This is a genomic window from Pseudomonas sp. ASL3 (genome assembly GCF_056680425.1).
Window position 1 is genome coordinate 6,306,752 of record NZ_CM155281.1, and the last position, 20,295, is coordinate 6,327,046.

At 59.1% G+C, this 20,295-nt stretch carries 18 protein-coding genes; 10 read left to right on the forward strand and 8 right to left on the reverse strand.

Annotation, left to right across the window (positions count from 1 at the left end; translation table 11 throughout):
* The first annotated feature begins 397 nt into the window (after window positions 1-397).
* The 5 genes from AC1MEE_RS28985 (at window position 398) to AC1MEE_RS29005 (ending at window position 8,636) form a co-directional block, all read left to right on the forward strand.
* Window positions 398-2,392, forward strand: a complete 1,995-nt coding sequence (locus AC1MEE_RS28985) for a sensor histidine kinase (protein ID WP_480412860.1) — start codon at window positions 398-400, stop codon at window positions 2,390-2,392.
* Between the two features lie 125 nt (window positions 2,393-2,517).
* The gene (locus AC1MEE_RS28990; protein ID WP_480412861.1) at window positions 2,518-4,167 is read left to right on the forward strand and encodes an acyl-CoA dehydrogenase family protein; all 1,650 of its coding nucleotides are present in this window, start codon (window positions 2,518-2,520) and stop codon (window positions 4,165-4,167) included.
* A gap of 523 nt (window positions 4,168-4,690) precedes the next feature.
* Window positions 4,691-5,974: a group II intron reverse transcriptase/maturase gene (gene ltrA, locus AC1MEE_RS28995; protein WP_480410657.1), complete on the forward strand. Its 1,284-nt coding sequence runs from the start codon at window positions 4,691-4,693 to the stop codon at window positions 5,972-5,974.
* A gap of 448 nt (window positions 5,975-6,422) precedes the next feature.
* Entirely contained in the window at window positions 6,423-7,931 is a 1,509-nt protein-coding gene (gene amn, locus AC1MEE_RS29000; RefSeq protein WP_480412862.1) for an AMP nucleosidase, read from the forward strand.
* Window positions 7,932-8,069: 138 nt separating this feature from the next.
* Window positions 8,070-8,636 (forward strand): pseudouridine synthase, encoded by a 567-nt coding sequence (locus AC1MEE_RS29005; RefSeq protein WP_480416369.1) that lies wholly within the window; start codon window positions 8,070-8,072, stop codon window positions 8,634-8,636.
* Window positions 8,637-8,682: 46 nt separating this feature from the next.
* Here AC1MEE_RS29005 and AC1MEE_RS29010 read toward each other — a convergent pair whose 3' ends face one another.
* The 3 genes from AC1MEE_RS29010 to AC1MEE_RS29020 form a co-directional block, all read right to left on the reverse strand.
* Window positions 8,683-8,883: a DUF2788 domain-containing protein gene (locus AC1MEE_RS29010; protein ID WP_480416370.1), complete on the reverse strand. Its 201-nt coding sequence runs from the start codon at window positions 8,881-8,883 to the stop codon at window positions 8,683-8,685.
* A gap of 73 nt (window positions 8,884-8,956) precedes the next feature.
* The gene (locus AC1MEE_RS29015) at window positions 8,957-9,436 is read right to left on the reverse strand and encodes an Lrp/AsnC family transcriptional regulator (protein WP_480412863.1); all 480 of its coding nucleotides are present in this window, start codon (window positions 9,434-9,436) and stop codon (window positions 8,957-8,959) included.
* A 393-nt stretch (window positions 9,437-9,829) separates the two neighbouring features.
* Window positions 9,830-10,327 carry a hypothetical protein gene (locus tag AC1MEE_RS29020; protein ID WP_480412864.1) on the reverse strand — a complete coding sequence of 166 codons (498 nt, stop codon included), beginning with the start codon at window positions 10,325-10,327 and terminating at the stop codon, window positions 9,830-9,832.
* Here AC1MEE_RS29020 and AC1MEE_RS29025 point away from each other — a divergent pair.
* Window positions 10,271-11,413 carry a DUF6515 family protein gene (locus tag AC1MEE_RS29025; protein WP_480412865.1) on the forward strand — a complete coding sequence of 381 codons (1,143 nt, stop codon included), beginning with the start codon at window positions 10,271-10,273 and terminating at the stop codon, window positions 11,411-11,413. The genes AC1MEE_RS29020 and AC1MEE_RS29025 overlap by 57 nt on opposite strands.
* A gap of 41 nt (window positions 11,414-11,454) precedes the next feature.
* Here AC1MEE_RS29025 and AC1MEE_RS29030 read toward each other — a convergent pair whose 3' ends face one another.
* Both AC1MEE_RS29030 and AC1MEE_RS29035 read right to left on the reverse strand, forming a co-directional pair.
* A complete protein-coding gene (locus AC1MEE_RS29030) occupies window positions 11,455-12,348 on the reverse strand; it encodes a cation diffusion facilitator family transporter (RefSeq protein ID WP_480412866.1) in 894 nt (297 codons plus the stop codon).
* A 19-nt stretch (window positions 12,349-12,367) separates the two neighbouring features.
* On the reverse strand, window positions 12,368-12,787 hold the full coding sequence (locus tag AC1MEE_RS29035; RefSeq protein ID WP_480412867.1) for a polyribonucleotide nucleotidyltransferase: 420 nt from the start codon (window positions 12,785-12,787) through the stop codon (window positions 12,368-12,370).
* A gap of 133 nt (window positions 12,788-12,920) precedes the next feature.
* Between AC1MEE_RS29035 and hrpB the strand changes: the two genes are divergently transcribed.
* Window positions 12,921-15,461 carry an ATP-dependent helicase HrpB gene (hrpB, locus tag AC1MEE_RS29040; RefSeq protein ID WP_480412868.1) on the forward strand — a complete coding sequence of 847 codons (2,541 nt, stop codon included), beginning with the start codon at window positions 12,921-12,923 and terminating at the stop codon, window positions 15,459-15,461.
* A 44-nt stretch (window positions 15,462-15,505) separates the two neighbouring features.
* On the opposite strand, the gene AC1MEE_RS29045 is transcribed toward hrpB, so the two are convergent.
* Both AC1MEE_RS29045 and AC1MEE_RS29050 read right to left on the reverse strand, forming a co-directional pair.
* A complete protein-coding gene (locus tag AC1MEE_RS29045; protein WP_480416371.1) occupies window positions 15,506-16,639 on the reverse strand; it encodes an endonuclease/exonuclease/phosphatase family protein in 1,134 nt (377 codons plus the stop codon).
* A 26-nt stretch (window positions 16,640-16,665) separates the two neighbouring features.
* Window positions 16,666-17,337 carry a YciC family protein gene (locus tag AC1MEE_RS29050; RefSeq protein ID WP_480412869.1) on the reverse strand — a complete coding sequence of 224 codons (672 nt, stop codon included), beginning with the start codon at window positions 17,335-17,337 and terminating at the stop codon, window positions 16,666-16,668.
* 200 nt (window positions 17,338-17,537) lie between these two features.
* On the opposite strand from AC1MEE_RS29050, the gene AC1MEE_RS29055 reads away from it, so the two are divergent.
* The 3 genes from AC1MEE_RS29055 to AC1MEE_RS29065 all read left to right on the forward strand — a co-directional run bounded on the left by AC1MEE_RS29055 (window position 17,538) and on the right by AC1MEE_RS29065 (window position 19,783).
* Window positions 17,538-18,329 carry a DUF2076 domain-containing protein gene (locus AC1MEE_RS29055; RefSeq protein ID WP_480412870.1) on the forward strand — a complete coding sequence of 264 codons (792 nt, stop codon included), beginning with the start codon at window positions 17,538-17,540 and terminating at the stop codon, window positions 18,327-18,329.
* Between the two features lie 292 nt (window positions 18,330-18,621).
* Complete coding sequence (locus AC1MEE_RS29060) at window positions 18,622-19,101, forward strand: NYN domain-containing protein (protein WP_480412871.1); 480 nt, start codon at window positions 18,622-18,624, stop codon at window positions 19,099-19,101.
* 70 nt (window positions 19,102-19,171) lie between these two features.
* On the forward strand, window positions 19,172-19,783 hold the full coding sequence (locus AC1MEE_RS29065) for a 3'-5' exonuclease (RefSeq protein ID WP_480412872.1): 612 nt from the start codon (window positions 19,172-19,174) through the stop codon (window positions 19,781-19,783).
* Here AC1MEE_RS29065 and AC1MEE_RS29070 read toward each other — a convergent pair.
* Window positions 19,749-20,249, reverse strand: coding sequence for an Lrp/AsnC family transcriptional regulator (locus tag AC1MEE_RS29070; RefSeq protein WP_480416372.1), 501 nt, complete (start codon window positions 20,247-20,249; stop codon window positions 19,749-19,751). The two genes, AC1MEE_RS29065 and AC1MEE_RS29070, sit on opposite strands and share 35 nt — an antisense overlap.
* Between the last annotated feature and the right edge of the window lie 46 nt (window positions 20,250-20,295).

Below are 20,295 nucleotides of genomic sequence, written 5' to 3' on the forward strand. Positions count from 1 at the left end.
GAGCTTACCACCAAACTTTTTCCGGGGCCGCTTGCTGGCGTGGGATTTTTTATACGACAACAAGAGCCATTTTGACGCGCTGATGAGCTTGCCTGCGTCATGTAACAAGGTATTATTCCCTGTAATGCCCGGTTTAGAGCCTTTGTCGTGATTTAAAAAGAGTGGTGTCCTATGGCCATTCGCCGCTATGCTCAGTGCCACTGGCCGATCGCTCAGGTTGATGGGGGCTTTAGTTGTCGGGGCAGCTAATCAACGTGTCAAAAAACATCGTCACAATGGCAGTCGGTTTGAAACCGGGCTTAAGTAATTCCATACCAATAACAGGATCTGCGAGCTGACGTCGTCTCAAAGGGAAAGGAGGCTTTGCGACCAGCCGGACAGGCCATACCGGGGCTGTATGCGCTATTTGCTGATAATGCTGGTCGCCTGGTTGCCTCTTTTGGCCAGTGCCATCGAATTTGACGAGAACACCCGCTCCTTGTCATTGGGGCGGGCCGTGCAGGTGTTCGAGGACGTGACGGGGGAGGCGACCATCGATCAGGTCAGCGCCCCGGCCATGGCGGCCCGCTTTCACGAGCAGGGCGCCGACACCCTCAACGCTGGCTATTCGCGTTCGGCGTTCTGGTTGAAAGTGGACCTGCAATTTCGGCCCAAGTTTGCGCAGGTGCGGCCGGACTGGTTGCTGGAATTGGGCTATCCGCCCATGGGCCGCGTCGATCTCTACACTGCCGACGACTCGGGGCGTTTTCGAATGGCCTGGCAGACCGGGCGTATGCTGCCTTTCTCCAGTCGCCAGATTAAACAGAACAACTTCCTTTTCGATCTGAATCTGCCGGCCAATCAGGTGCAGACGCTTTACTTGCGCCTGGCCACTCATGGCTCGATGCAGGCGCCGCTCACGCTCTGGTCCTCCCACGCTTATATCGAAGCGCAACCTGCACGCATCTATGTGCTGGGGCTGATCTACGGCATGTTGTTGGGGATGCTGGTCTACAACCTGTTCATTTTCCTCAGCGTACGTGACACCAGTTACTTGTATTACATGCTTTATATCGCCTCGTTCGGGCTGTATCAGGTGTCGGTGAATGGCGCGGGCGTCGAATTTCTCTGGCCGAACAACCCGTGGTGGGCGAGCGCGGCGACCCCTTTTCTGGTGGGCGCGGCGGTGTTCTTCGCCAGCCAGTTTTCCCGGCATTTTTTACAGACCCCTGTCTTGGGGCGCTGGCTCGATCGTTCGTTGTTGTTGATGATGGCCTTTGCTGCGGTGGTCATGGTGTTGGCGCTGGCAACGGACGACGGTTTAGCGTTGCGGTTGGCGACAGCCCTGGTGCTGTTGTTTACCCTGGTTATGGTCTCCAGCGGCATCATTGCCGGGCTGCGTGGACTGCGCGTGGCGCGTTATTTCATCATCGCCTGGTCAGTGTTCCTGACGGGTGGTCTGATCAATGCGTTCATGCTGCTGGGCTATCTGCCTAATAATTTCCTGACCATGTATTCCAGCCAGATCGGCTCGGTGCTGGAAATGGCGCTGCTGTCGCTGGCGTTGGGTGACCGGATCAACGTGATGCGCGAGCAACAGGCGCAAACCCTTCTCGAAGCGGGGCAAAACCTCGAGCGTCTGAACCAGCAGTTGGCGACCAGTAACCGATTGAAAGACGAGTTCCTCGCCACCCTGACCCATGAACTGCGCACGCCAATGAACGGTGTGATCGGTTCGCTGGAGTTGATGCAAACGGTGCCGATGGACAGCGAGCTGGAGCTTTATCAACAAACCGCCGCCAGCTCCGCTCAGGACATGATGGGCATGGTCAACGGCATTCTGACGCTGACTGAATTGCAGGCCGGCAAGCTTTACGCCACGAGTGAACCGTTCAGTTTGCGTCGTCTGATTGCCAGTCTTCGTAGCCAGTACATCAGCGCGGCCGAGGCCAAGCGTCTGGATTTCGCCATCGAACTGGACGAAAAGCTACCCGATAGCTGGCTGGGTGATGTCGGCAAATTGCAGCAGTGCGTGGGGTGCCTGCTGGATAACGCGGTCAAGTTCACCAGGGCAGGTGGAATTACCGTTCGGGTCACTGGCCAGTCCGACGATTTGGAAAAACAGCACCTGCTGATCGAGGTGATCGACAGCGGTATTGGCTTTAGTCGTCTTGATGACGCGACCTTGTACCAGACTTTTTTCCAGGTCGATGGCTCCATGACCCGCGAGTACGGTGGCCTGGGCATCGGTCTGGCGATCTGCCGGCAATTGGTCGAATTGATGAGCGGCAGCTTGAGTCATCAGTCCGAACCGGGGCGCGGCAGTTGCTTCCGGCTCAGCATTGAACTACTCCGCTGCGAGGCTGAGCCGCAACGTAGATCGCCCGCGACTCACGGTCAGTGGCGTGAGTGAGTTGACCCTAGGGTGAAAGTGCCGGTATTTAGTCGTATATGGCACTTTGTAAAGGGTGGTGTGCGTGATTCACTGAACTTCATGGGCGTGTCCTTTGGCGCGTCCGAGAAGACAGGAGCGCTCTTATGAACCTGCATCAGTTCGCCGAGACCCACGAAGTCACCAACCAGCCGCCTTCTCTGGATGGCGTCAACCTGTACCGCGTCGACTTGCCGCTACAAGAGTGGTCGCAACGTTACGGCGCCGGTTGGGCGCAATCGCGGATCGACACCTATGGCGCGCTGGCCGGTGGACCGCTGATGGCCGCAGGGTTTCTCGCCAACCAGAACAAACCGGTGTTCGTCAGCCATGACCGCTACGGGCATCGCATCGATCTGGTGGAGTTTCATCCGGCCTATCACGAACTGATGCGTACGGCAGTCGAGCATGGTCTGCCGTCCTTACCATGGACCGATCCGAAGCCCGGCGCCCATGTCGCCCGCGCCGCCATGAGCTACCTGCACAGTCAGGCCGAAGCGGGCAGCGGTTGTCCGCTGACCATGACCTTCGCCAGCGTGCCGGCGCTGAAAATTCAGCCTGATCTGGCTGACATCTGGTTACCGAAAATCCTCGCCACCGAATACGATCCGCGCAATGTCGGCATCAGCCATAAGGCCGGTGTGACCATCGGCATGGCGATGACCGAGAAACAGGGCGGCACCGACGTGCGCGCCAATACCACGCGGGCCTATCCGGTGGGCGCGACAGGGCCGGGTCAGGCGTATGAGTTGGTCGGGCATAAATGGTTCTGCTCGGCGCCGATGTGCGATGCGTTTCTGACCCTGGCACAAACCGAAAATGGCCTGACCTGCTTCCTCCTGCCACGCCATCGGCCGGATGACAGCCGCAACCAGTTCTACATCCAGCGCCTGAAGAACAAGCTGGGCAACTGCTCCAATGCGTCCAGCGAAGTCGAGTTCCGTGGCGCGCTGGCCTGGATGATCGGCGAAGAAGGGCGTGGCGTACCAACCATCATCGAAATGGTGGCCATGACCCGTTTCGATTGCATGGTCGGCTCCAGCGCCTTGATGCGTCAGGCCCTGACCCAGGCGGCACATCACTGTGCGCATCGCAGTGTCGGAGGCCGTGTACTCAGCGAGCAACCGCTGATGCAAAACGTACTGGCCGATCTGGCGCTGGAAAGCGAAGCCGCACTGGCCCTGACGATGCGCATGGGGGGCGCGCTGGATCATCTCGAAGACTCGCAAGAAGGCCGCTTCGCCCGTTTGGTCACGGCGGTGGGCAAGTATTGGATCTGCAAGCGCGCCCCTGCGATGATCAACGAAGCGGCCGAGTGCATGGGCGGTGCCGGTTACGTCGAAGAGAGCATTCTGCCGCGTTTGTACCGCGAGGCACCGGTCAACTCGACGTGGGAAGGCTCCGGCAATGTGCAATGCCTGGACGTATTGCGGGCGTTGTCCAAAGAGCCGGGCGTGCTGGATGCGTTATTCGACGAGTTGGGTGACGGTCACGGCGACAAACGGCTGGCCGGGCACATCGCGCATCTTAAAACTGCGTTCAAGGACACCCGCGACATCCAGTACCGCGCTCGGCAACTGACCGAAGATATCGCCATCGCCTTGCAGGCCAAATTACTGCTCGAAGCCGGCAATGCCAGCGTCAGTGACGGGTTTATCAGCAGCCGACTGGCATCGACGGGCCGGGTCTATGGTGCGTTGCCTCGCGGTGTCGATGTTGTGGCATTGGTGGCGCGGTCTTCACCTCAAGTCAGGTGACCATTCGCAGGCAAGCCTGCTCCCAGTGTGCCCGGCATGGGCCAAAACCAGCCATCTGAAAGCGATGGCCAGAGTAAGTGACGACAACTGTAGTGAAACGCAAGGTGGACGCCGTGAGGCCAAGCTGAAAGAAGCGCGTAGCAAAGGCACGACCGTAGGAACACGAACAGGCAGCGAGGCTGGATGCGGGCGATTAGTGTGCTGGGAACCACGAAATCCGACTGTCACCGAAAGACGCATTCAGTAGAGCCTGACGGCACGGGCCGATGGTTTTGGCACCTTACCCGGGGAGATCTCGCACACGTCAGTGAGCGAGAAGTCAGCAGAGGCCGTAGTAGCGAAGATGAGCGGTAATGCGCTTGGAGCAAAGGGCCGAAGGATAAACAACACCCGTAATGGACTTCTTACATTGAGCCAGAGCTCTTTGAAACCGAACCCGGAAAAGTGCAGTGACACCGACGGGTTGGCCGGACATGAATGCCCGGGTGGATCCCGGAGAACTAATGAAAGGAAAGAGCGAGTGATGTGTCAGACGGAACAGGAAACTGGAGACGTGTTGAGCGAAATCAGCGTGGAGCAGGTTGTCGAGGCTGACAACATGCGCCGTGCGTTCAAGAAAGTCCGGGCCAACAAAGGTGCGCCCGGGGTTGACGGTATTAGCACTGAAGACCTCGAAGCGCACTTGGTCAAGCATTGGCCGGGCATCAAGGAAAAGCTTCTGGCCGGGAGCTACCAGCCCGGTCCGATCAGGGGTAAAACGATCGGCAAACCCCAAGGCGGAGAACGGCTGCTGGGGATTCCCAACACGCAGGATCGAGTGATCCAGCAAGCGGTAAGCCAGCAACTGACGAAGCTTTGGGACGGTGGTTTCAGTGAGCACAGCTACGGGTTCAGGCCCGGGCGCAGCAACCTTGACGCGATCAGGGCGGCGAAAGACTTCGTGCTCAGCGGCAAGACCTGGGTTGTCGATGTGGACATTGAAGCGTTCTTTGACGAGGTCAATCACGACCGACTCATGACGCGCATCACCCGCGACATCCGGGACAAGCGGCTGAACAAGTATCTGGCGTCGAACCTGCGCGCGGACATGGTCCTGAACGGCCAGCGGCACAAACGCACGGCGGGCGTACCGCAAGGTGGTCCGCTGAGTCCGCTGCTGGCCAATCTGTATCTGGACCCGCTGGACAAGGAGCTGGAAACTCGAGGGCTGAGCTTCTGTCGCTATGCAGACGACCTGATGATCTTTGTCGAAAGCGAGCGCAGCGCAGAGCGAATACTGGAAAGCATCGTGGCGTGGATCGAGAAACACCTGAAGCTGAAGGTCAATGCCAGCAAGAGCGGCACGGGTCGTCCTTGGGAACGCGATTTTCTGGGTTATCTGATCGACGAGGAAGGCAACAATCACCTGTCGGGCAGGACGGTCAAACGATACCGCAAACGCGTTCGTGAATGTTGGTCAGCCAGACAGGGACTCACCTCCCGGGAACTGGTTGAGCAATGGAGAGGTTATCTTCTTGGCTGGTTTGGTTATTTCCGGCTGGCCACGGAGCGAAACTTCACGCAGCTCTCACAATGGACGCGGCGCCACATGCGCAAGTGCTTTTGGCAGCGGTGGCATAACCGCAAGGGTCGTATGGCCCAACTGCTGAAGATGGGCATCTCGAAACGAGGGCTTGCGCGAGTGAGTTTTCACGACGGAGCTTGGAAAGCGGCGGCACATCCGGCCATGCACCAAGCCTTGAACAACAAACGCTTGAAGCAATATGGCCTGATCACCGCGCAGGATCTCGCCTCAGCACAATGCTGAGCAGTCCAACCGCCGGATGCGGAAAACCGCACGTCCGGTGGTGTGGGAGGGGTAACGGGCTAGTCCCGTTACCTCGACCCGATTCAAACAACGCATAAATCATTGAAAATAAAGCATAATTTTTATGCAATTTTCAGCCTAACGCTGACCCCCTGTAGGAGCTGACTTGTCTGCGATCCAGTGCGAAGCGCTGGCAAAAATGGTGAATCCACCATCGTCGGAAGGTCCTTCGGCCCTTTTCGCAGACAAGTCAGCTCCTACGCCCTCCGGGCAGAATCGCGACCGAGTTTGCTGCGCGACAGCGCGGCGTCGAAGACGCGGCGAGGCCTCCCATAGGATTTGTGACTACCGCAAATGTTGTGAACACCTCATTTAATGTGGGAGCAGGCTTGCCTGCGAATGGCTTGATGGGTCTGTCTGAAAAAGCCATTAGTGCCTTCGTCCGACGATGCAGGCAAGATACAAGTCTGCAAGATCAGACAGGATGCGTATCGTGACCGAAGCTTTTATTGTCGTTGAAACCGCCGAGCAAGCTGTAGACCGGCTTGCCGTTTTGCATGAGCGCGCAACGAGTGCCTTGAGCCAGGCGCTCAAGCGTTATCTCAAAGACCGTATCGAGCCCGATGCGGCTGAGCGTAAATTGTTCCGCTACCCGGAATTGCGCCTGACCTATCTCTGCCAGGGCGAAGTGCCCCTGACGACCCGGGCCTACGCCAAAGTCCAGTTGCCTGGCACTTACAGCGTCACCGTGACGCATCCGTTGTCCTTTCGCAGCTATTTGCTCGAGCAATTGGTGCCGTTGATGAACGACTTCACCGTCACGGTGGAAGTGGGTGTCAGTGAGCAGGACATTCCTTATCCCTACGTGGTCGAGCAGGGCGATGAGCTGGCCGGCTCCGGCGTGACTGCGGCTGCGCTGGCGCGGGTATTTCCGAGCACTGACCTGTCTGCCGCGACCGATGGCATCGCTGATGGCCTGTATGACTGGGCCAACACCGACCCACTGCCTCTGGCATTGTTCGACGCCGCGCGGGTGGATTTCTCCCTGCGCCGGTTGGTGCATTACACCGGCAGCGATTGGCGTCATGTGCAGCCGTGGATTTTGCTGACCAACTACCATCGCTATGTCGATCAGTTCATCGTCCACGGTCTGGAACAACTGCGCGACGACCCGCGTTTCGTGCGCATGGTCCTGCCGGGCAACGTGGTGGTGGATAAGGGTATGGATCACGGCGAAGCGCAGGCGATTGTTGCCGGCGTGGTCTGGCATCGTTATCAAATGCCGGCTTATCACCTGATTGCGTCTGACGGTCATGGCGTGACCTTGATCAATATCGGTGTCGGCCCATCCAACGCCAAGAACATCACTGATCACTTGGCTGTACTGCGCCCGCATTGCTGGCTGATGATCGGTCACTGCGGCGGCCTGCGCCAATCGCAGACCATTGGCGATTACGTACTGGCCCACGCCTATATGCGCCGCGACGGGATTCTGGACCGGGTCTTGCCGCCGAATATTCCGATTCCGGCCTTGGCCGAAGTGCAGCTCGCGTTACATGAAGCCGCAGCACAGGTGACGGGCGAGCGCGGCGACGAACTGAAAAAAAGGCTGCGCACCGGTACCGTCCTGACTTACGACGACCGTAACTGGGAATTGCGCTGGGCTCAGGAACGGCCGCTGATCAACCTTTCGCGGGCCGTCGCGGTGGACATGGAAAGCGGCACCATCGCCGCCCAGGGTTATCGCTTGCGGGTACCGTACGGCACGTTGCTTTGTGTTTCGGACAAGCCCTTGCACAGCGAAATCAAGCTGCCCGGCTCGGCCAACGCGTTCTACGAGCGCGCGGTCAGTCAGCATCTGAAAATTGGTATCGCCGCAGTCGACCTGCTGCGTACCCAGCTCAACTCGCTGCACTCACGCAAACTGCGCAGCTTCGATGAGCCGCCGTTCCGTTAATTGTTCGGTTGGTAGTCATTTACGCGAAGGGCCACTAAAGTGGCCCTTTCTGTTTTCGAATACTGAATAGTCATGCCTCGTACTCAACGCCCCGTCACTCGCCGTCCTGCGGCTCAAAGCTCAGGCCCTGCACGACGCGTGGCCAAAGCCCCACCTGCCGAACCCAAGCTGATTCTGTTCAACAAACCGTTCGATGTGCTGACGCAATTCAGCGACGGCGAAGGGCGGGCGACGCTCAAGGACTTCATCGAGATCCCCGGCATTTACCCGGCCGGGCGGCTGGACCGTGACAGTGAAGGGTTGTTGCTGCTGACCAACGATGGCCGGTTGCAGGCTCGGATCGCTGACCCCAAACACAAGCTGGCCAAGACCTATTGGGTACAGGTCGAAGGCGAGCCGACGGCTGAGCAGTTGCAGCGTCTGTGTGACGGTGTCGAGCTGAACGATGGCCCTACCTTGCCCGCACAAGCGCGTCAGTTGGCCGAGCCGGATCTATGGCCGCGTAACCCACCGGTGCGTTTTCGCCAGAGCATCCCGACCAGCTGGCTGGAGTTGGTGATCAAGGAAGGCCGCAACCGCCAGGTTCGCCGCATGACCGCTGCAGTCGGTCTGCCAACGTTGCGGCTGGTGCGCGTGCGCATCGGCGACTGGAGCATCGAAGGGCTGGATCAGGGGCAATGGCGGGAAGTGCCAGCGAAGTTGTGACTCTGAGCCCCTGTGGGGGCAGGTCAGTCATGAGCTTGTGGCGGAATCAGGCTTCGATGTACGCAATCACTACGCTTTTGATCACGAAAGCCATGATGCCCAGCCCTAGTACGAAGAACAGAATCATGGTGCCGAATTTGCCGGCCTTGGATTTTTTCGCCAGATCCCAGACGATAAAGCCCATGAAACCGACCAGGATGGTAACGAGGATCGTCATCATCCACTCTTCAAAAACCGCAGGATCCACATTCATCAGTTATCTCCAGCCAGGCAGCAATGCGCGGCGATTATACGGGAAGTCCGGGACCCCGCGTATCACCTTAACTGCGCAGGTGGGTCAACGGTAGCTCGGTGGTGGCCAGCACCTGATTGAGCACAAAGCTTGAACGTACACTGGTGACGCCTTCGATGCGGGTCAGATGGCCCAGCAGCAGTTTCTGATAATGGTCCATGTCTGGCACTACGACCTTTAGCTGATAGTCGGCGTCCATCCCGGTCACCAGGCTGCATTCCAGCACCTGAGGCAGGTTGCGAATCTGCTGTTCGAAATGCTCGAAACGCTCAGGGGTGTGTCGGTCCATGCCGATCAGCACGTAGGCCGTCAGGCTCAGGCCGAGCTTTTTACGGTCTAGCAGGGCGACCTGACGAGAAATGTAACCGTCGTCCTCCAGCTGTTTGACCCGTCGTGAGCAAGGCGAAGGCGACAAGCCGATGCGCTCGGCCAATTCCTGATTGGAGATGCGCGCGTCCCGTTGCAGTTCGGCCAAAATACTCAGGTCATATCTATCGAGTTTGCTCACTGGTCGCGCCTTTACGAGATCTATTGCGCTGAATTATTAATCTGAAGTTAAAAATTGCGCAAGTGATGTTTTATTGAGCAGTATTAGCAATCCACTGCCGCTGCCTCAGGCTTATTCTTAACACCAGAATCACTGCCCGGACATAGCGTCCAGCGCGGCTCTCCGAATCAGGTCAGCTGCGGCCGCCAACCCAACAGGGTTGGGCAGGCCCCCGGGCTACACACTGTCCAGAAGACGGCGTGAGGTGAGCCGACGTCAAAAGCGTTGAGCACGGACGAAATTCCCAAAAGGGGGCCATCAGGCTCCCTTTTTTTATTGCGTGCGCGTCAACCAAAAGTGCCCGCGCAGTGTCGAATGAGTTGTCAGGTCGAATGGGCTGGTAGAGTGCTGCTCCTAGCGCATCCAAAAAAAGCAGTTTGGTTTATTAATGGGCATTTGCACCACAGTGAGGAAAGCATGAAATCGCGCATCTGGCGTTTGGCAGGTGTTAGTTTGCTGTGTTTGAGTGTCAGCGCTCAGGTGCTGGCGGAAAACCAAAATGATGGGCAAGGCGACGAACACCAGCGTCAGCAACATCAGCAGCAGCAACAACAGCAACAACAACAACAGCACCAGCAGCAAGATCAGCAACGTCAGCAGCAGGTGCAGCAACAACAACGCCAGCAACAAGATCAGCAACGTCAGCAGCAGGTGCAGCAACAACAACGCCAGCAGCAAGATCAGCAGCGTCAGCAGCAGGTGCAACAACAACAGCACCAGCAGCAAGAACAGCAGCGTCAGCAGCAGGTGCAGCAACAACAGCACCAGCAGCAAGATCAGCAGCGTCAGCAGCAGGTGCAACAACAACAGCACCAGCAGCAAGAACAGCAGCGTCAGCAGCAGGTGCAGCAACAACAGCACCAGCAGCAAGAACAGCAACGCCAGCAACAGGTGCAGCAACAACAGCACCAGCAGCAAGAACAGCAACGCCAGCAACAGGTGCAGCAACAACAGCACCAGCAGCAAGAACAGCAACGCCAGCAGCAGGTGCCGCAACAACAGCACCAGCAGCAAGATCAGCAGCGTCAGCAGCAGGTGCAACAACAGCACCAGCAGCAAGATCAGCAGCGTCAGCAGCAGGTGCAACAACAGCACCAGCAGCAAGATCAGCAGCGTCAGCAGCAGGTGCAACAACAACAGCGTCAGCAGCAAGAACAGCAACGCCAGCAGCAGATGCAGCAACAGCAGCACAACCTGCCAATCCAGGGTCGTCCCGATGAAGTGCGGCAAACCCAGCAGCCTCGTCAGGGCAATTACCAGGACAATCCTCGTCAGGCCAACAACCCGAATCAACACTGGCAGGGTGGTCCATCGCCGCGCCCCGGTGGTGGCGACGGTCGACCTGGCAATGACCACTGGCAAGGTCGACCAGACGGGCATGGCAATGGTTGGGGCTCAGGCCCGAGGTACCGCCCCGGTTATGTGATCGACAGAATGCCCGGCGGGCATTCACGCGTTGGCTGGCATGGACGGGACTATTTCTATTCCGGTGGTTACTGGTACCGCCCACAAGGCCCGCGCTATGTGATAGTGGAGCCGCCGCGTGGGATTCGGGTTCGCGAATTGCCGTCGTTTTCGCAAGAAGTCTGGCTGGGCGGTACGCTGTTCTTCGTCGCGGCGGGCACTTACTACCTGTATCAGCAAGATACTCAGGACTATGTGGTCTCTGAACCACCGCAAGGTGTCGAACCGATCTATACGCCAGACTCGCCACCGCAGCAGGCGCCGGGCAACGGTTATGACCCGGTGGCTTACCCGGCCAACGGCCAGGGCCCAGAGCAGCAACAGCAGGACATGTATGACTGCCACATGTGGGCGGTGAACCAAAGTGGCTTCGACCCGTCAGCTTCGGCCTACGCGCCTCCGGCCTCGGTCGCGGACATCTACCGGCGTTCGATGGGCGCCTGTCTGGCCAGTCGCGGCTATAGCGTTAATTAAAAGCGGTGTCAATTAAGCGCGGCGCCCACTACAAGCAGCCGTCAACTGACGGCTGACTTGAGCACTTCCTGAGGGTCGGCGTGCACCAGCACTTCGGCCTTCGGGAACTCACTGTGGATGGCATCGGCTGCGCGATCACACAGGGCGTGGGCAACGGACAGCGTCAAATGCCCCGGTAGTTCCAGGTGCAACTGAACGAACCAGTGGTTACCGGATATCCGCGTACGCAGATCATGGGCACCGAGTACGCCAGGCACACCGCACGCCAGTTCCAGCATGCGCTGACTGACCTCCACCGGAAGCTCTTCATCCATTAGCACCGATACGGTTTCGCCGGCGATCTGGATCGCGCTCCACAAAATGTATACGGCGATCGCCAGACCAAAATACGCATCCAGTTGCTGCCAGCCGAACACGGCAAGGATCAGCGCCACCAGGATGCTGCCGTTGAGCAGCAGGTCAGAGCGGTAATGCAGCGAGTCTGCGCGAATGGCTGTCGAGCCGGTTTCGCGGATGACCTTGTGTTGCAGCATCAACAGCGCCACGGTCAGCGCGATCGACAACAGCATCACCGCAATCCCCACGCCCGGTGCGCCCAAGGGCTGCGGATGCAGAATTCGTTCGACGGCTTGATAGGCGATCAGTACCGCACTCACGGCGATGAACAGCGATTGGGCGATGCCTGACAGCGCTTCGGCCTTGCCGTGCCCGTAACGGTGGTCATCATCGGCCGGACGCAACGCGTAATGCACGGCCAGCAAATTGAGGAACGACGCTGCGCCATCGAGCGCCGAGTCGGTCAACCCGGCGAGCAGGCTGACCGAGCCACTCAGCCACCAGGCGATGCCTTTGGCGACGATCAGGATGCTTGCGACTGCCAGCGAAGCGCGGGTCGCCAGACGCAACAGGCGTTCGTGTTCTGGGCTGGTGGTCATGGGTATTCCTTTAGGTGGATCAGGCGGACGGTTGCAGTCCGTACATCGCCAATTGTTGTACGCTGCCGCGGTGTTGGATCAGGCGTGGATCATTGAGTGGCAAGCTGCGGCCCAATTCACTTTCGAGGATGACTTGCAGCTTGCTGTTGTCGACGCTGCCGTCAGCCTTGATTGCTGGCTGCAGTTTTGCCGGGTCGACCTGCGAGGTGCGGCCGTTGGGGAAGTAGATCGCGCCGGTGGTGAAATCGACGCCAAAGGCGATCAGGCCGGGAATGATGTAGAACAACAGGCCAATGGCATCCAGGGCGACGATCACCGGATCGAGGTGGCCATCAATCTGGCCGCGACGATCAGGGTAGAAGATGCTGCCGCAAGCGGTCATTTGAGTCAGCAAGGCAGCGACCAGAACGCCGCCGATTACACGGGAAGGAATGCGCATAACGATCTCCTGAATGATGGGCACAACTATACAAGGCAAATGCTTCATAGCTAAGACTATTGCAGTGGTCCTTAGTGCGATCAACAAAGCGTTCGCGACCCTCGTATAATCGGCCGCTTGTTCTGGAGCCCCCATGATTTCTTTGCCGATCGATGCTGTCCTGCCTGCCTTGCGCGATGCCTTGGCGACGCGCCACGAAGCGGTGCTCGAAGCGCCACCGGGCGCGGGTAAAACCACGCGCGTGCCGTTGGCCTTGTTGCAGGAGCCGTGGCTGGTCGGGCAGACCATTTTGATGCTGGAACCACGCCGGTTGGCGGCGCGGGCGGCGGCTGAGCGGCTGGCCAGCGAGTTGGGCGAAAAAGTCGGCGAAACCGTTGGCTACCGGATCCGTCTGGAAAGCAAAGTCGGCCCCACTACCCGGATCGAGGTGGTCACCGAAGGTATTCTCACTCGCCGCTTACAGGACGATCCGGCGCTGGAAGGCGTCGGTCTGCTGATTTTCGATGAGTTCCATGAACGCAGTCTGGATGCTGACCTGGCGCTGGCCTTGAGCCTGAATGGCCGAGGGCTGTTTCGTGACGAGCAGCCGCTGAAGATATTGTTGATGTCGGCCACGCTGGAAGGCGAGCGCTTGTCCGGCCTGCTCGACGACGCGCCGGTGGTGCGCAGTGACGGGCGAATGTTCCCGGTGGAAATGCGCTGGGGACGGGCGTTTCAGCCTGGTGAGTTCATCGAGCCGCGGGTCGTACAGACCGTACTTGATGCGCTGGGCGATGAGTCCGGCAGCCTGCTGGTGTTCCTGCCAGGGCAGGCCGAGATTCGCCGGGTCAATCAACAACTGGCTGAAGCGCTGGGCGAGCGCCGCGATATTTTGCTGTGCCCGTTGCACGGCGAGCTGGACCTGAATGCCCAACGCGCCGCCATCGAGCCTGCGCCGAGTGGCACACGCAAAGTGGTGTTGGCGACCAACATCGCCGAAACCAGCCTGACCATTGATGGCGTGCGGGTGGTGATCGACGCCGGGTTGGCGCGGGTGCCGCGGTTCGACCCCGGCAGCGGCATGACCCGCCTCGATACCCAGCGCATTTCCCGCGCCAGCGCTACCCAGCGCGCCGGTCGGGCGGGGCGGCTGGAGCCGGGCGTGTGTTATCGCCTGTGGTCTGAAGCCCAGCACGATCAATTGGCGGCCTACGGCACGGCAGAAATTCTCCAGGCGGACCTGGCGGGTCTCGCGCTACAACTGGCGCGGTGGGGTGTCACACCGACGCAATTGGTGTGGCTCGACCTGCCACCCGCTGCGGCCTATGCGCAGGCTCAAGACTTGCTCGGCCGCTTGGGCGCGCTGAGCCACAAACCGGGCGAAGACTGGAAACTCACCGGCCACGGCCAGGCCATGGCTGAACTGCCGGCTCATCCGCGTATCGCGCATCTGTTGTTGCGTGGTCAGGTGTTGGGGCTGGGCGAGCTGGCCTGTGACGTCGCGGCCTTGCTCGGCGAGCGCGACATCCTGCGTGGCGGCGGTGCCGACCTGCACAGTCGCCTGACATTGCTGGCGGGCACCGAGCGCGCGGCCCGTGGTGCTCAAGGTGGGGTGCAACGGGCGAAACAATTGGCGCGGCAGTATCGAGGTCTTTTACAGAAACAGCGCGGTGCGGCGAGTTCGCCGGTCAGTGACCCCGACCATCCGCGCTGGCTGGGCGCCTTGCTGGCGTTGGCCTACCCGGATCGCGTGGCGCAGCAGCGGCGTGCCGGCGGCGCGGAATATCGATTGGCCAATGGCCGCGCTGCGCTGTTCGCTGAGGCCGATGCCTTGATGAAGCAGCCGTGGTTGGTGATCGCCGATCTGGGCAGCCGTCAGGGTCAGCGTGAAGAACGCATCTATATGGCCGCGGAATTCGATCCGGCACTCTTCGGTTCAGTGCTGACCGAGCAAGTGACCGCTCTCGATTATCTGGAGTGGGACGAGCGTGAAGGCGTATTTCGTGCCGAGCGCCAGCGCAAGGTGGGTGAACTGATCCTCAGTCGCGAGCCATTGACCGGTCTGGACGAGTCCGCACGCAGTCAGGCTTTGCTGGCACTGGTTCGGCGTAAAGGGTTGGAGCTGTTGCCGTGGACCCCCGAGCTACGCCAATGGCAGGCGCGGGTTGCCCTGTTGCGTCAGCTCGATCTGGAAAAACAGGCAGACAGCGAATGGCCTGATGTGCGTGATGCTGCGTTGCTCGCCAGCCTGGAAAGCTGGTTGCTGCCGTACCTGGGCAAGGTGTCGCGACTCAGCCATTTCGCCAATCTGGACCTGTCGTCGATCCTGCACAACGTGTTGCCATGGCCGCTGCCGCAACGTCTGGATGAGCTGGCGCCGCATCACTTGAGCGTGCCGTCAGGCTCCTCGGTGCGTCTCGACTACAGCGAGCATCCACCGATTCTCGCCGTGCGCTTGCAGGAATTGTTCGGCCTGGCCGAAACCCCGCGAATCGCGGGTGGCCGGCAGATCGTCAAGTTGCACCTGCTGTCACCTGCCCGACGCCCGGTGCAGGTCACCCAGGATCTGGCCAACTTCTGGCGCAGCACCTATGCCGAAGTGAAGAAGGATTTGAAGGGGCGGTATCCGAAGCACTATTGGCCGGATGATCCATTGGTGGCGGAAGCGACGGCGCGGATCAAGCCAAGGAAATAGCGGCGCCTCTTCGCAGGCTTGCCTGCGAATGAGGCGACGCGGTCTTAAGGCTGTACCGGCAACAAAAACTGCGCAATCACCGGCAAATGATTGGAGATCAGCAAGGTATCCTCCTCACGCACTTGCGCGTCGATGCGTTTGAGTCGCGGGCTATAGAAGAAGTAATCCAGTGTCCGGTCCGGGCCGCTGACTCGCGGGTCGTTGGGGAAATGGGTCAGCCACTGCCCGCGGTCCTCGCCGCCAGCTTCGGCATTGCTCGGGATCATCGGGTATTTGTCCCACAACTCATGCAACTCACCGTCTGGCGCATATTCGCTGCGCAACTCAGGGGCAAGCCGTTGGTATTGGCCCAGCGGCAACAGATTGAAATCGCCGCCGATCAGCCAGGGCGTGCCGCCAGTCTCGAGTTTATCGAGCACCCCGGCAATCATCTGTACCTGACGCTGCTGGGTGTCGTCGTTTCGCGCGAAGGCGTCCAGATGCGTGTTGATCACCGCCATTTGCCCGCCATCGCGCAGCGGCAAGTAGCTCACGAGCAAGGCGCGTTTGGGCTGGAACTGTCGGCTGATCAGGTTGGCGGGGGATTGCGGCAGTTGCAGGCGTTCAGCGTGCTCGATTTTGTAGCGACTCAGGGTCGCCAGCTTCATCCCGACGCTGCCGAAGACATGCGGGTTCGGGATGAAGTCGGCTTTCCAGTAGAACGCCTCCGAGCTGCAGGGATACAGATCGGTGACGCGCTCTTGCAGCAGCGCAAGCTGGTTGTCGTAATCGGTGTTCTTGGCGCCGTCGTTCACTTCTTGCAGCAGAACGATATCCGGCTCTTCGTCGCGGATCACCCGGACCACTTCGTCCAGGTTGTAGGCGATGTCTTCCGGCGTGGGGCGCTCGTCTTCACCGCTGCCGTCGGCCATGTCGTACCAGAACACGTAGCGCTTGCCGGCCAGGTATTGAATGTTCCAGGTCATGACTTTCAGCGCCTGACCGGGCACCAGCACAGGCGCCTTGGCTTTGCAGATGGCCGGCAGCACCTCGCGCGCGGCGGGATGCCAGGTCAGGCTGTAGATCAGGCCGCACAGCAGGCCAATCGATAGCAGGCCAATCAAGGTGTAGCGCAATAATCGGGTCATCGGCTCGACTTGGAACGCAGAACGTTCAATGACTGAATCGTGTTGCAAGATGACTCCGAGCATAGCCGAGTCGACCATCAAAAGGGTTCAGGCTTTTCCGGAACGTCGCTGATCAGCATGAACAAGCGGAACATCACCACGCTGGTAAACAGCTGCAAAAAGCTGCTGGCGCTGTCGATCATCAACGAAAGCGGCATGCCCAGCGGTTCCGGCAGGATGAGCAAACTGACACCTTCAAGTGCTGACAACGGCACGTAAATGCACAACACGCAGGCCAGGATCCGCAGAAAATGGCCCTGGCTCATCTTGAAGCTTTCGCGCATGGCATCCAGTGGCGTCATGCCGTGCAGTACCAGCAGGTACTCGGAAAACACCAGTTTGATCATCACCCAGATGCCGGGGATGATGAACATCGACAGGCCGAACATGATCAGCAACGTACTCAAGGCCGAGAGCACGGCAAAGGTCGGCCACAGACGCAGCGCCATGGCCAGAAGGTCGCGTTTTCGCGGTTGTTCGCTGCGACTGCGGGCGTCGAGAAACAGAATCAGCGCGCCGGTATACAGCGGATAGAACAGTAATCCGACAAGCAGTTCGTAAGCGTGCGAGGCTTCGGTACCGAGCGCGTTGCTGAGAGCCTGTTTGCTAAAGGCCTCGAGAACCACCAGCGGCAGGCACAGCAGCGTAATGCTGGCCAGGTTGCGCCGGAAAAAGTACAGCGAGTCTTGTAGAACGGTCAGCGGATTCATCAATCGGGATCGCAAGGCAAAAAGCAGTGCAACACTTTAGCGTATGGCCGATGAGGGGCCAACCGTGCACTTTGTCCGATACCTTTAGCAACATTTTGAGCGCTCTATTGAAACGACGTGGATCAGCCCCATAACATTGATAACGGCTGTCCCATTTTGGTCAGCCGATGTTTTTTTAACGGCAATCTAACGAGGTCGCCATGAACAGCGAAGAGCAAACCCTGATCGATGGTCTTTTCTCTAAATTGAGACAAGCCGAAGCGGATTCAGCCGCCCGAGACACCCAGGCTGAAGCACGGATCAAGGAGCATCTGGCCCAGCAGCCATCTGTGCCGTACTACATGACACAGACGATCCTGGTGCAAGAAGCAGCCATCAAGCAGCTTGATGCTCAAGGCAAGCAGCTCGCCGAGCAAGTCACGCAACTGCAGGCTCAGCTGCAACAAGTGCAAGCCCAACTGCAACAGGCTCAATCCCAGCAGGCCGCTCCGGCGTCGAGCGGTGGTGGTTTCCTGTCGAGCATCTTTGGTAGCCCGCGCGATCCACAGCCTCAAGCCCAGCCTTCGTTCTCGCAGCCTCGGCCGGCAGCGCAGCCACCGTCTTCCGGTGGCTGGCGCGAAGCTGCACCTTCAAGCCCGCCGCCGTATAACGCGCCACAAGGCAACTACGCGCAGCCGCCACAAGGTCAGTACCAGCAGCCACAAGCAGCACCTGCCGCACCAATCGGCAGCGGGTTTCTCGGTGGCGCGTTGAAGACTGCAGCCGGTGTTGCCGGTGGTGTGATGCTGGCGGAAGGTATCAGCAGCCTGTTCCATCACAACCAGCAGCAGCCGCAAGAAATAGTTGAAGTGATCAAGGAGGAGCCGAGTCGCGTCAATGACAACTCCAACGGTGGCGACAACGGCTGGGGCAACGACCAGGGTGGGTTTGCCGATACCGACTACGGCAACGATGACAGCGGGTTTTCCGACGATGACGATTCTTACGTCTGATTTATCGCCGCAGGCAGGCCTGCTCCCACAGATGCGCGCAATCATCTGTGGGGGATATCCTGTTGTCTGGCCAATCTTCTGCGCCTGACATTCAGCCTTCGCGAATGAATTCGCTCCCACAGGGAATCTGTAATCCAATGTGGGAGCGAATTCATTCGCGAAGAGGCCGTTACTGTCTGTAAAGCTCTTTCATGCATCCACGCGTTTTCTTCCAAGCTGGCATACTGAGCGCCGATTCAACTCCTGGGTCGTTGCTGCCAGCTCGCGCGCGCCTGCGCCATGAGGATATCCGGTGAAAAAAATCGCTGTGTTCGCCGATGTACAGAACCTCTATTACACCGTGCGCCAGGCTCATGGTTGCCACTTCAATTACGCCGCCCTGTGGGCCGATATCAGCCAGCGCGGGCAGATTGTCGAGGCGTATGCCTATGCCATCGATCGCGGTGACAGCAAGCAACAGCAGTTTCAGCAAATCCTGCGCAACCTCGGTTTCACCGTGAAACTCAAGCCGTACATCCAGCGCAGCGATGGCTCGGCCAAGGGCGATTGGGATGTGGGGATCACCATCGATATCATGGACGCCGCGCCGCACGTCGATGAAGTGGTGCTGGCTTCCGGTGACGGCGACTTCGATCTGCTGCTCGAACGTATCATCAGCAAGCACGGCGTCGAGGCTGTCGCTTATGGCGTGCCGGGATTGACCGCCAATTCGCTGATTCGCGCTGCAAGCCGGTATGTGCCAATCGAAGGTGCACTGCTTCTGAGAAACTGAGCTGTTGAAAAACTGAGCAGCTGAAGAGTTGATTTTTTTGTTTTTGGATTTTTGACGGGTTGGGCCAAGTTTGGAACGTATTGCTGTCATCGACTTTGAAACCACCGGTATCTCCCCCAGCAGCAGCTGCCGGGCCACCGAAATCGCCGTGGTAATCATGGAGCAGGGGCGCATCGTCGAGCGTTACCAAAGCCTGATGAATGCCGGGGTGCGTATCCCTGCGTTCATCGAAGGGCTGACCGGCATCAGCAACAGCATGCTGCGCACGGCACCGCCAGCGGCGCAGGTCATGCATGAAGTGGCGGAATTTGTCGGCAGCACGCCTTTAGTGGCGCACAACGCGTCTTTTGACCAGAAGTTCTGGGACTACGAGCTGTCGCGGATTCAACGCAGCCGTGAGCAAAGTTTCGCCTGCTCGATGCTGCTGGCGCGACGCTTGATGCCCGGCGCACCGAATCACAAGCTCGGTACCCTGACCACGTGGGCCAAGCTACCGCATACTGGCAAGGCTCACCGGGCCATGGCCGATGCGGAAATGGCAGCCAACCTGACGGCGCACTTGGCTAATGAACTACGTCAGACCCACGGCATTGCCGGGGTTTCTCATCAGTTTCTGTGCACCTTGCAAAAAGTCCCTGCGGCGAAAATCAGCGAAGCTCTGAAGCGCCAACGCGGGTTTTAAGCGCGGGCTTCTCGGCTTTGCCATTGCCCTCCAGATGACCCAGCGGTATGCGTCGCTCCACCGCTGTCGACAGCACGATGGAGGTCTTGCTGAAGCCGAACTGGGCGATGCGGTTGATCAAGTCCTCCAACTCCGGCATCGAGCCGACAGCCGCCTGCATGATCACGCACGGGTCGCCCGTGACGCGGTGGCATTGGGTCAGCTCGGGGATCCGCACCAGTTCATCGTAGGTCTGCTGGTTGCCGTGACTGGCCAGGCGCAATTCGATCACGCATTGAATCGGCAGGCCGACCTTGGCCATGTCCACCTTCGCCTCGTAACCGGTGATCACGCCGCAGGCCTCCAGTTTGGCCACGCGCTCGGCCACCGCGGGTGCCGACAGGTTGACCAGCCGCGCCAGTTGCGCAAAAGACGCGCGGCCGTTTTCCAGCAGTGCATCGAGCAATATTCGATCGTATTTATCCAGCGTCATCGCGCACCTGCCGCAAGCTTTCGAAAACACTGTTTATAAG